This window comes from Pseudomonas sp. E141 (genome assembly GCF_052659885.1).
Genome location: NZ_CP084024.1, coordinates 2,499,320 through 2,511,676 on the forward strand (window position 1 = coordinate 2,499,320; position 12,357 = coordinate 2,511,676).

A 12,357-nucleotide genomic window follows, 5' to 3' on the forward strand; every position below is an offset into this window, starting at 1 on the left:
CGTTCGAGGTCATCAGTTGCTGAGCAAAAACCATGGCACTCGATCGGGGAAGATCAGTGATGTGCAGATGGCACCGATCCGCGTTGCTGGGTTTTGCAGCGATGTATCCTGAAGCATTTGGGGCCTGCATGCTTCCTCCCAGCGCTGAACGACATCGGCCACCGTCCATACCTTCTGACCGACCTGGAAGACGTGATTGATACCGTTACGAACGAATGGCTGGCTGAACTCCAGGTAGCTTTGCGGAAGGAAAATGTTGAGGTGTGCGTGATCGAGGCTTGCCAGGTTGTAATCCAGCTCTTCTTCAAGGGAATGACGGCGGCTGATGAGCAGGACAAGCGCCAGGGTCTCCGAGGGTGAGCTGCTCAAACGCTTCAACTCGGCGGGGTCTTTGTCGGCGCGCGCTTTGAGATAGCCGAAAACGTTTTCTGCCGACAGCAACGGCTGCGCAAGTCGACCCTCGTGCTCAACGAGCGCGTTAATCAGCGTACTGACGACCAATTCGCCAAGGCCATTCGCGTCATCCGTTTTAATGGCCGTAAGGAACGCGGCCCAGTACGGTGCTTCGTCTTCGCTCATGCCCGCACAGGCGCTAGCGTAGTGCTCCACCAGTGGGCCACTCATTTGCTCCAGAGCCTCTCTGAGATTAGCGTCACTGACACCAAGCTCCCGAGCCAAGTGCACAGCTGCGCCTGCCCAGCCTAAAATCCGAGAAATGCGCTGCGGGAGGTAGAACAGATCGGGGATGCCATGCCGGGACAGCGAACAAGGGTTTTCTAGAAGACCATTGGCGATGTCCCACAGCCGGTACTCAACCTCTGTTACGATCTCTTGAGCGAGTCCCAGAATGCAATCGCGTGAGGCATTGTCCTTCTGGGACGACGGAAGGAGCAGCGCTGCGCACGTTGCGCTCAGTTCGACCCGAGAAAAGCTATTGGTGTGGCGCCCTGCACCCTTCTCCAGTGATTGCCAGATGCCGCCGATAAACACGCCGGCTGCGTTGGGTATGTCGGCCAAGCGATCAACGCACGTGGAAAGGACAGGAAAAAGCTTTTCGGCGGTGAGTTCATGTTCCGGGGCAAACATCAGCTTGTACAGCTCGGCGGAATGAGCACTGATGGCTTGTCCGGCCGAGGACGCGGGTGAGATGCCTGTGATCCCCAACAAAGAGGACGCCGGATTGTCAGAAGCATGCGGATTGCCGAACAGGGGCATATGACCATATAGGTTGACGCCCCATACGGATGGCATTTGTCCTTCCCGTGTATGCTCCGACACGAACTGTGCAGCTGGTCGGCCAATATCCAGCAAATCGAGCATGCCCGCTCGCGACCCGGTATCGATCTCGCCGCTCAACACTTTGAGCAGTGCAAGGGTTCCACAGCCGCCTTGACTGGTTTCGCTGGCGTACTGATCTGCCGCTGACGATACAAAAAACGACACGCCAAATGTCTTGGCCTTACCAATCACTTCAGGCTTGAGCAAGATACCGAGGTTGGACACCATGCCACCGGCGTGGCACGCATCAATGATCACATTGCAGTGGGCAGCTTTGAGTTCGTTGAAGTATTCGAAGAGTCGACTGAGCGCAAAACCCGTGGTGGAGAGACGATCTGCACGGGTGTCGCTGAGGCAGAGAAAATAGCTGTCGTTGGCCTCACCGCCATGCCCGGCGAAAAATAGCGTGAAGCTGTCGATTTCATCGTACTTGTCCTGAATCTCAAGCAGCATTGCATCCAACTGACTCTTGACTGGAGAGCGTAGCAAGTACGCGTCCTCTGACTGGATACGGCTCAATGGCCCTATCGAGAGTGCAGAATGGATGGAGAGCGCGTCACGCTCGGCCCCGGACAATTGGCTGAGCGATGGAGATTGGTAATTGTCACAACCGATGCACAGCAAAACCCTGGCGCCCATCACTGCCCCCTACTACGAAATTTAGATTTTCGCGCGGCTTCCGCTGCCAACGCCTGGGTGATTTTGACGTTCTTCACCTCCTCGACCCTGGCAAGCAATTCTGGCTCATGCAGCGAGGGATCTGTGTGAAGGCGCTTCGCGAGGCTGGGATGCATGCGAAACTCTGGAAGCAATACCTGACCATCTTGATCAACCGAGTATTCGACTGTTTCGATAGCCTTGAGCATCTGTTCGCCAAGGCTGGACGCGGAACCATCGATTATATTTCCGTGCTCTTCGCAGGTATCGGAGAGCATCTTGTAGAACGCCTCGGCGTAGCTGTCGGCCATGCTGCTGGATATTTCATCAGCCGTGCGTTCAATGACGTCTAGCCGGCCCCCCATGATGTCCTCAAAACGCAATCTTGTTTCGTGCTCGATCGTCTGCATCTGGTCGACGCGATCAGGATCGTAACTGTGGTGCGACTGCCACGAACCACCGTGACTGAATCGCTGAACGTTATCTCCCCCACTGACCTGTCTTTGTGCCCGGTTGAGTTTTTCTCCTGTGGCTTGCATGAACGTCTTCATGACGATTTCTGCTTGCGCATCAAAGGGGAAAGGATGGGCTTTATCGCTCATGTCTGACTCCTAACTGACCAAGCGCGAATTATTAGGCGCCATGATTTAGAGAGATCTTTGCAGCTCCCCCTGCGTAGCATGGCAATAGTATGGCACGCCCATCCCAATCTTCTATGGGGTAGGTGCTTAAGGTGAGCGACGCGAAGGGGCGCGAGGCTGCACAAACGCTCAACGAGATTGCCATCTCCCCAGAGCAGGCTGCAGACGCGGTGGCTCACGCTCTTGATCAGCCGGCACAATTGACCATCAACGACATCGTGATTCTTGGAGGCGTACCCCGATGTTTCTGTTGAGGGCGCAGTCGATGTCAAGCTGGTCGACATTGTCTCGGCCGGGTTCGACGCAAGCATCCGTTTTGGCAACACCATTCCTGAGGACTTTATCGCTGTCAGAATCAGCGAAGAGCTTCGATGGGTTGCGGTGGCATCCCCCAAGTACTTGAATGCCCGACCGAGTATCCAGGTACCGGAAGATCTCAAGGATCAAAGCTGCATTCAGATTCGTACCGGGAATGGGGTTATTTATCGGTGGGATTTCGAAAAAGACGGTGATCACCGAGTCATTGATGCACCCGGTCAGCTCTGCGCCAACGAGACAACTTTCGGCATAGAGATGGCACTGGCGCACTGCGGCACCACTTACTGCCTGGAGCATCGAGTGCGCGACCACCTGGAGCGAGGTGAGCTTCAGGTGGTCTTGCCCGACTGGGCGCCCATCGAGCCCGCTTTTCACATTTACTACCTTGGGCGTCGGCAGATGCCTCCGGGACTGCGGGAGCTCATTGACACGTTACGGCTGGAGGTTGAAGGCTGAAAAGCATGCCCCAAAGCGTCTCAGGCGCTACTACGATCCCGAGGCGCCCTGCCCTCAACCTCCTGGTTTTGAGTCTCGCTACACGCGGAACCTCTTTTTGCCGTATCGATTGCCTGTATACCGCGCTTTCTTCACAGGCTTTTTCTTTGGGGGCTTGTAATCGCACTCCGGGAAGTTGGTGCATCGAACGAACGGGCCGTTCTTGCTCTCCTGCACGACCAAGTCGCCGACGCAGCAACGGGGGCATGGATGGAGCCTTACCGGAGCTCCGTGTACGTCCTCAACCTGAAGCGCACTGTCGATCGCCAGTTCCTTTATGAAAATCGAAACCTTGCTCGCAACGGTGTACATCACCACTGTACGTCTAGCCCGGGTCAACGCAACGTAAAAGAGGCGGCGCTCTTCTGCGAACGGATAAGAGTCCCCATTGGGCATGACGAGACCAAGGACTGGGTCGTCAGTCATGGTGCTGGGGAAGCTGCGGCCACGCTTCATGCTCACCATCGATGGCAAGATCACGTAGTCAGCCTCGGTACCCTTGGAGCGATGTACGCTTAAGAATGACACTTCAATAAATTGACCGAAGCGCACCTTCCAGTTGCCGGGGACGAATTTGATCTCTTTGTTGTACCTTCCGAGAATGCAGACCTTGATCAACCGGTCAGCTGCTTTAGGGATCGTGCCATTTTTCAGCCCAGCTACAAGGCCTTCCAGGAAGCTGTTGATGCCGTGATCAATACTATCTGCATCCGGCACCATTACCGCCCTAAGCGCAGGCCCCACAGCGGGAGTCTTCGAGTACACCGTCTTAGTCAGCTGCACCGGGTTTCTACTCACGAAGCGGCTGGATACGTCACACAAAGCCTGGGGGCACCTGAAGGTCTGCTCCAGCTTTAACAACTGGCCAGATCCGAAGTACTCCCTGAACTCAGTCATCACAGACACATCAGCGCCGGCGAATCTGTTGATAGATTGCCAGTCGTCGCCGACAGCAAAGAAGTGGCGACCCGGGACGCTCACCAGCGCCCGACAAAGGCGCGCTCTCGCTTTTGATGCATCTTGAAACTCATCGGCCATGACCAGTCGGAAGTTCGGTACGCATCTGCCCTGCTCCACATGCTCGGCGGCCTGCACCAACATGTCCTCGAAATCGAGACCTCCATCATTCTTGAGCGCCTTGTTCCACGCGTCCATAACCGGCCAGAATATGTCCAGGAACATCTTGTAGCGATGTTTGAACAACCCCATAGGAAGCTCATCGACCCGCTTGAGCAACTCATCTTCCGTCAGGCAGTTACTTTTGACATGGGCGATGAAGGTGCGGATGAGACCAATCAGCTTAGTGGTGGATAGCGGCGGCTGGCGGTCTGGAGGAACAGGACGATCAGGGTTTGGGTCGAGCTCAATCCCCCGGCTGGTGAGTTCGTGGGTGAGATGTTCAACCCACGTGTTCTGTCGGATTTGGTGCGATGTTGTTTCGATCAGATGGGTGCCTCGCTCACGGTGCAGCGCGCGCTTCCATAGCGCGTCTTGCAGATACCCCTCGAAGTGCTCCGGTGGTTGCCCCTGCTCGTCCAAAGCAAAATGCTCGTGATACAGGCCGATCTTTGGGTAGTAAAAGTCAGGATGGTACTGGCTGTGAGTCGCAGTAGCAGTATCATGCTCGTAGGGGCGCTCATAGACGTACTCGACACCGTTATAGTGGAGCCAGTTCGCAATCATGCACTCCTCCAGGCTCTTCACCGGATCACCTTGGATCGGCTTGAGCCGGCCAGCTTTTGTCCCGGCTTTTGGAGGTGCTTTCATGGATTTAAAGTCGGGAAGATCCCGACCGAAGACCAAGCGGAACAGATCCCAGCGACTGCGGAATGCCACCGAGTTGTCCTTGAGATGATCGACCAATTCCTCCAGCTTCTTAAATGCCAACGGCTCTTTTACAACCCACTCAGGAACTCGTGGTTTCTTTTTGGTTGCATAGCCAATGATGGCGAGGCCGAGCCGGTGGAACGTCTTGGCGCGTACCGTGACACCATCCATCTTCAGCCGCTTGAACGACTGCTCAGCGCGCTCCGCCAGCTCTTTGGCAGCATCCTTGTTGAAGGCCAGCATGACGATTTCTTTTGGCTGAAAGAAACCTCGATCAATCGCGTACGCTGCTTTGGCAACCATGGTCGAGGTCTTGCCGGAGCCCGCTGAGGCCGCTACCAGAACGCGATTATCAAAGCAGATCACCGCCCGCGCCTGCTCATCGTTCAGAGGCCGCTTTTCGACCTTTGACAGGAGCGCTTCACAAGCAACGAGTTCTCGTTTGGTGTGTTCTTTGTTGAACTCGCGCCACTTAACGCTCCAGTCCGCTCGCCACAAAGTAATCACGCGCTCGATATCTTCAAGGCGAATGCTCAGAGCAACCCTCAAGTCATGGTCTTGAAGTAGCTCATTCAAATCTGTTTCAGGTATTCCCAATCTTGGCCTGGTTGCCTGCAAACCCATCTCCTGTTCATGAGTCACCCATCGCCGCTGGGCCATCGCATCATTGAAGATACGAGCAGCTTCCCCAAGCCAGTCTTGAATCTGCACGTAGGCGGTTCGAAAGCGTTCGTACCGCGCCAGTGTGCGTTTTTCGGCTTCACGCAGCGTCTCCTCGCGCAGTCGCTCGTGGGCCTTGGTGACATCGTCTATGACGGCGTTGAGCCCCGAAACTGAAGCTTTCGGTAACCCGCCTACGGTGCCGCCCGGATAGCTCACTCGACCCGAGAACAGACCTCTTGTCGCCTGCATACTGGAGACTTCGTGGGATCGAATGACAATGCGCTCGCCATGGACATCCAGCTCAAAAAGACCGTTTGCAAGACGCAGTGACCATGGTGCTGACATCGACAGTATCCGGCCGAAAAACGAAGGGCCCCAAACGTATTCCTTACTCAAACCTTCCTCCGTTACGACGATTGATCGCGAGCGAACAATTGCTCGTGAGCATGTGAGATCGTCATTCATACCCTAAAAAAGATCCGACCCCAACGGCCCAAAATTAAACACCGACCCTAATGAGCCACCCTGATCGATAACAGAGTGGGTTGAAGGCGGAGCAGCCCGACATCGTGAGTTTCGGCCAGATCACAGCGGTTGTGATCAATCACAGTGCCCTGCGGGTCGGTTAACAGCCCTATCAATCTCAAGCTGCCGATCTGCAGGCGTACGCATGGCTATAACCGATAATCAACGAGCTCTGTCGCCAACCGACGTATCTCGTCCGCCGCATGCGAATCGGGGGAGATATCCAGGACGGAATCGAAGTAGGAAAAACCCTCCATGAATGGTTGGTCATTGTTGTATTTGTCGATCACGACTTCATGAGCATTGGTCAAGTGAGTCATCAGGCGAGTCAAAGGCAGGGACTTGATGTCCTTGAGAATATGTTCCCGGAATTTACTGGAGCTGAGCCGCCTTGCTTCCAGCCCTTCTGCAAGTGCAGGAGAAATTTCCAAGCCTCCACAAAACTCCTCCAATTCTTGGCTTCTGCCACCTACATCATTGCGCGTGACTAACCCAAAGCATCTCGGTGTACGGCGTCTGCCCTTGCTTGTAAGCAATCGCAAATTCAATCGCTGGGCGCTATCCACTGATTGATGGCAGGCGCTGTCGATGATGATCACAACCAGGTCTGAATGGGCCCGAATGAGGTCGACCTTGAGATTGAGGTCAAGCAGGACATAGTCATAGTCAGCCTTGATGTCCTTGAACATTCTGGAGGATGCGATCCTTTCGACCATTGAACCCAGCGTTCCACCCATTTCGAACTCCAGTCCGCTGCGATCCATGGGTGATCCATGATCCACGATGTGTCGCAGTCGCTTGGTGAAACTGCCTTTTTCGGCCACGCTAAAAAACACGTCTGTATAGCCAAAGAAGTCGACACCGGCAGCCAGTGAATGGGCCTTGGGGTGCTTCCCATTTGAAGCGTCATCCTCATAACAACAGTCGTGCGTAATGATTGCGACGTTGCTTCCTCGCTCCACCAAACATGCTGCTACATCAACGGTAATGGGCGACTTACCGACCCCTCCCTTGAGAGATGTAATGCTCAGCACGCGGGCTGATCGCGCAACCTTCAGCAGCTTGGCGATGTTCGAGGGCATCGAAATCCCCGATCGGTCAAAAAAATTTCGTACTACGCTTTTGTGCGGTGAGCGCTGACCCTGCTCGTAATATCTCCAGGTTCGTTCACTCACGCCTGCGCATTCTGCGGCCCTGAATCTGGACATCGAATGTTCGATCCGGGAACTCATGAGCGCAGTGGCCAGTGGGGACATAGCAATTCTCCTTGTCTGTCGGAACAGCCTAAGGGTTTGCGAAACGAGAAAAAAGATGGCACAGAGTTCCGCAGGATTCGCCGTTCAAACGGCACTGGAGTAGTCGAGGGCGGAGTACCAAGCAGGATCGTTGGATTGATCTCGTAAGAGGATGGAAGACGGGATGGAGATGAACCTGACCACGCTGATGTGGGCCAGCGTCACAAGTGGATAATCTCTCAGGCTAAAACCACCGAGCAAGTTTTGGGCAGAGCGCCAGGGTTTCCCGAAACGTCCCTTCTCGCTAACAAAAAGCCAAATGCCCGCTAGAAGACTTACCTCGCCCAGGCACGGGTTACAGGCACACGGCCCCCCACTCCCATCCTAGGGCCCCGGTGTACAATCATAATGACCAACCTCCCGTAGCTGAGCATAAGCACTCGATGAGCAGAAGCACCGCGACCGACAGCCTGGATCACGAACTTTCAGAGACCTGCAAGAGCGCCTGCGCCGATTATCTTAAATACTTGGACACACTCCTCCTCCCCGTTTTTGAAGAGCTCAGGAGCAACTCTGGTAGCCGCAGCCTGAAGCTGCACCAGGTTATCGGAGCCAATCTGTGCGCCGCACACGCTATCGATTACATCATCGCTATCCGGCGCGCGCTCGGTTTAAAGGAGGGCCGGGGAGCTCTAATCCAGGTTTTTGACGCTGAATACGCAGTTGCTGGTGCTCGGATCCTGGGCGGAAAGATGACGCTGGTGGATGCAGTCAACAACGCCATGAAACATATACGCATTGAGCCGAAGCGGTATCAGGACTTAATTCGGCAGTACGGCCAAGTTAGCTTCGAATGCTTAGTCGAGGACGAAGGCAGGATCCTTTGCCTTCTGGACGGATTTCGATTTGACTACGTCCGAGTCGTGCTCCTTCCGGTCTTGGAAGCACTATGCGCCTGGCACTTCGAAGACGAGGAGGCAGTCGCGGAGTTCGCCCGAGGCGGTATGGAAGACATGGAACTCGGAGCGTATACCGGGATCGATGACGACCCGATAGATGCCGTGATCAACGCTTGCAACCCCACTTGCATAAACTGCGGCGAGGGTGAAGACGATTGCCAGTGTGCGGAGTACGTGTTCGCTGGTGAAACAGGGGAATTTGAAGCCCGGTTTGCGACCACTGCAGAGCTTGATACCCTCCTCTACGCAGTCTCCGGCGCCTACCGGCGCGACAGGTTAGTCTGAGCAAGTGGCTCTGAGGAATGCTAGTGCCTACCTCGATTATCGCTGGGGCTGTGACTTTAGCCTGGGCTGAGGTTTTAACTGCAGATATATGATCTTGCGTTTTAGTGGCTGTAGTTCAAGGATGTGCCAACGTGCTTCTCTGCTGGGGTGATCTATCATTTGGCTGTAGCCCAAAGACCATTTTCTCTGAACGTACAAGGACGTCCCCCATGACACGCGCCCTGCATTATCCATCAATTGAATTTCAGGATACGGAGGCGCTGAAGCGGTCGCTGCTGGTTTGGGATGGTATCCATCGCATAGTCCCCACAGGATATGCGCCACAGGATGACGCGGAGGTACGGGAGGCCTTGCAAGCTGGGGCTGTAGTCGACCTGACGCTCGAACCGATCGAGAAGCACAGAGCGGCCCATCGCTTCCTGGATTTCTATCACCTTCGAGCCCGCACGACGAGCCCACTGGTCTGGCCCGCAGGATGTTCGTCCGAATCATTCACGCGGATAAATCCGGACAAGATCGAAGCCAAACTATTGCCATTGTTTGAAAGTCTGACCCAGCGCTTGAGCGCGGATGGCTTTCTAGAGGTGCCAGACGACCTAGCCGGCGGTTACATGTTCTACCTTGCAACGTCAGTGGCGGAACGGCGCTCACTGCAGCTTATAACAGATTCGTCGGACTGCTGGGCTGTCGGTACCTACTTCGCCAACGAAGGGTGTTTCACCGAGGCCGTTTACGACGATGACGCCAAAGCATACCTCGCAAACATGGCTATCAATGACCTTCTGCCGCGCAGCCTGGCACACGTGAATATCGACAAGCTTTTGAGGTTTCGCGAGGAGCATGTCGAGGTCAGGGCGCAGTTTCAGAACGAACTGAAGCTGTTGAAGGCTGAAATCTCAACGTGCAACAGCAAAAGCCATGCTCAGTACATCGTCGGTGATTTCGTTAAACGCTTTGAGCGCGCTAAAGCTGACTATAGGGATTCGATTGGATTCCTTCGCACCGACGATATCTGCAGCATCTTCTCAGTCGGAATCCCAGTGGCAGCCACGATGATTGCCCTGCCAACCTTCGGCTCCGGTGACCCCTACGAGCCTTGGAGAATTTGCACGGGAATATTGATTGGTGCCGTCTCTGCTTTGGCCGCGCGCGAGCTGGGAAGAAAGCCAAAGACCATCGCCTCTTATCTGGTCGGAAGTGAGCGTATCTCCAAATATCCCGGGCACACACTCCGCCGGAAATTTGAAGAGTTCATCAACGACTGAGGGCCACTGAACAGTGTATATGCTCCTTGGTTTTTCTGGTTGGCCCGCGACCCGATCGACGCTGAGACCGGTTTCTGCTCCCAGTAATAAAGGTGGTGAACTCGGGCAACGAGAGGCCCATCGAGTTCACCACCTAAAGCCCACCTAACAAATATGACGAAGTGATCTACCCCTGCCCGTTCGGAGTAAAACACGTTGGGACGGGAACCAGGTCATCGCCTGAGTCTGGTTCTCCAGGCGCGGCCTTGGGCAAACAGCATCGGCCACGTTTCGATTACGGCGGGTGTACATGAGGATCGTATTGTCAATACACGAAGCCACGCTTCGTCAAAGATAAAGCCTTTCCAAGAGGACTAAGGGCAAAGCCAGGATTAAGGGAGCACCAGAGGTTCCTGGTCACGCGGAGTGTGGTGCGAGGCCGGCTCTTTGGGCTACCACGTCCTGGGGGATGCACTCGTCATCACTGCACGACAACACCATGAGATGCTAAATCACTGATCAAGGCCTTACGGCGCAGCATTTTCGGGAGTTTGAAAATATTCCTGTAGCTGTAAAAAAGGAACACAGGAATAAGCAGCAAACCAATACCGTACGTGGCTGTGCCAACAATCACACCTGCGGGTACTGCCGCCAACCCGTACACAATGCCCTTCAGGAAGGTCGATTTGGCAACGAGTCGCATATGATCAAGGTCGTACTCAACCTTCCCATTGCCCTTTTCAAATGCCACAAGCACGATTGATTTTTTTCCTAGATGCTTGAAGAACCAAGTTCGGGGGGTATCAGTAATCATCGCGCCATGTCTTTTGAGGTAGTTCAGCATCACAACCTCTTTGAAGTAGTGAGTATTTCTTTCCTCATCTTCGCATCGCACCATTGTAAAAAGCGCGTCAATATCTCCGCTCGCTTTCAGATTGAAATTCTTGACAACAACTGTAATTTTTTTGAGTTCCGACATACCTTTCCTTAAATATTTGTGAAACGTTATCTGCTGGAGTTGGACATATAAAAATTTGGAGGCAGGCAGGTGCGCCACCTCGTTCTTGACATAGAATGCCAATCACCAGAGTTCAGATACCGATACAACTAATCAGCCAGCCTGCCTCGTGAATCTTGCCCCTGCCCCGCGCTGGTGCTGCAGCACAGTGGCTTCAAGCGTCTCCAGCATCACGTTCCAGGAGTTCAGTGACGATGACATAGTGATCATCACCGCTCCGGCTACGCACTAGCGTGAAGCCGCTGCGCTGCTCGACAGCGCGAACCGAAGGAGTGACGACAGTCATGCCATCGCTAATAGTTCCTGACTGGTCTCCGTAGACAGTGGCTGCGTAGCGATCCCCCACCCGCGCTGCGTCTACTAAATACCCATCGACGGTCACGCCCCAACCTATGGCGCTCGCCCATACAACCCTCGTTGGGAGTTCGATCAATTCACAGGCACTCACGCTGTTCTCCATTCCTCAGTCAATTTCGATAATTTTGTATGGGTCAAATCCACAGCTTTCCGAAGGATACCCACGCTGATTTGATATCAGACGGCACCCACCCAGGACAGTGTCGACGGAGAAATGGGTATGGCCGAACGCCCAGAAGTCGGCCTGCTCCACCAGAGAGTGCCACCTGTTGTAGTACGCGGCGCTGACATGCCCATCGTGCTCATCGCCCGCCACCTCAGCCAATGGGGCATGGTGAGTGACGACAAATGTTTTCCCCGCGAATGGCCGACTCAACTCCAGGCTAAGAAACTCCTGAGTGGCGTGGTTCTTGGCAATAAGGTCGGCCGGCCGCAGGCGACGATAATTCGAGTCGGCCCTGATCATCCGGAAGTCATTCATCCCCTTGGCGCATGTCGTCGACGCAGCGACAACGTCCCCTGTGCTCGAAAAGTCTGTCCACGACGTGCCTACCAAGAACCTCACGTTTCCCAAGGTCAAAACCTCGTTCTCCATTACATGGACGTGGGGGGCCGCCGCAGCACGCATCTTCTCGATTGTTCGATCGATATGCCCTTTGTAGCACTCATGGTTCCCAGCGCAGTACACGACTGGAGCTCTGAAGGTCTCGTTTGCCCACAAAACACCACGCGCTTGCAGATCGATGTCGCCGGCTAGTACCACCAAATCCGCCGACACATCTGGGGGTATGAAGCGGGCGAATTCGTTATGCAAATCTGAGTAGATGAGGACTTTCATGAACTGGTGATTTTGGC

The 12,357-nt window shown here is 54.5% G+C and carries 9 protein-coding genes; 3 read left to right on the forward strand and 6 right to left on the reverse strand.

Translation table 11 applies throughout. From position 1 onward, the window contains the following. Positions 1-12: 12 nt before the first annotated feature. Positions 13-1,917, reverse strand: coding sequence for a caspase family protein (locus GKKCFE_RS11230; protein ID WP_445577845.1), 1,905 nt, complete (start codon positions 1,915-1,917; stop codon positions 13-15). Continuing rightward, entirely contained in the window at positions 1,917-2,537 is a 621-nt protein-coding gene (locus tag GKKCFE_RS11235) for a hypothetical protein (protein ID WP_445577846.1), read from the reverse strand. Before GKKCFE_RS11235 ends, GKKCFE_RS11230 begins: the two co-directional genes overlap by 1 nt. Positions 2,538-2,801: 264 nt before the next feature. Between GKKCFE_RS11235 and GKKCFE_RS11240 the strand changes: the two genes are divergently transcribed. Then, entirely contained in the window at positions 2,802-3,350 is a 549-nt protein-coding gene (locus GKKCFE_RS11240; RefSeq protein WP_341637503.1) for a LysR substrate-binding domain-containing protein, read from the forward strand. A gap of 78 nt (positions 3,351-3,428) precedes the next feature. On the opposite strand, the gene GKKCFE_RS11245 is transcribed toward GKKCFE_RS11240, so the two are convergent. Both GKKCFE_RS11245 and GKKCFE_RS11250 read right to left on the reverse strand, forming a co-directional pair. Then, positions 3,429-6,275: a UvrD-helicase domain-containing protein gene (locus GKKCFE_RS11245; protein WP_445577847.1), complete on the reverse strand. Its 2,847-nt coding sequence runs from the start codon at positions 6,273-6,275 to the stop codon at positions 3,429-3,431. Between the two features lie 278 nt (positions 6,276-6,553). Continuing rightward, positions 6,554-7,660, reverse strand: a complete 1,107-nt coding sequence (locus GKKCFE_RS11250) for an AAA family ATPase (RefSeq protein WP_341637501.1) — start codon at positions 7,658-7,660, stop codon at positions 6,554-6,556. Between the two features lie 422 nt (positions 7,661-8,082). Here GKKCFE_RS11250 and GKKCFE_RS11255 point away from each other — a divergent pair, with 422 nt between their 5' ends. Together GKKCFE_RS11255 and GKKCFE_RS11260 are read left to right on the forward strand one after the other, a co-directional pair. Continuing rightward, positions 8,083-8,883, forward strand: a complete 801-nt coding sequence (locus GKKCFE_RS11255; protein WP_133337743.1) for a hypothetical protein — start codon at positions 8,083-8,085, stop codon at positions 8,881-8,883. Between the two features lie 209 nt (positions 8,884-9,092). Beyond that, positions 9,093-10,148, forward strand: coding sequence for a hypothetical protein (locus tag GKKCFE_RS11260; RefSeq protein ID WP_341637500.1), 1,056 nt, complete (start codon positions 9,093-9,095; stop codon positions 10,146-10,148). Between the two features lie 460 nt (positions 10,149-10,608). Here GKKCFE_RS11260 and GKKCFE_RS11265 read toward each other — a convergent pair whose 3' ends face one another. Together GKKCFE_RS11265 and GKKCFE_RS11270 are read right to left on the reverse strand one after the other, a co-directional pair. Next, positions 10,609-11,106, reverse strand: a complete 498-nt coding sequence (locus GKKCFE_RS11265) for a hypothetical protein (protein WP_341637499.1) — start codon at positions 11,104-11,106, stop codon at positions 10,609-10,611. 502 nt (positions 11,107-11,608) lie between these two features. Beyond that, positions 11,609-12,340 (reverse strand): metallophosphoesterase, encoded by a 732-nt coding sequence (locus GKKCFE_RS11270; protein ID WP_341637498.1) that lies wholly within the window; start codon positions 12,338-12,340, stop codon positions 11,609-11,611. Between the last annotated feature and the right edge of the window lie 17 nt (positions 12,341-12,357).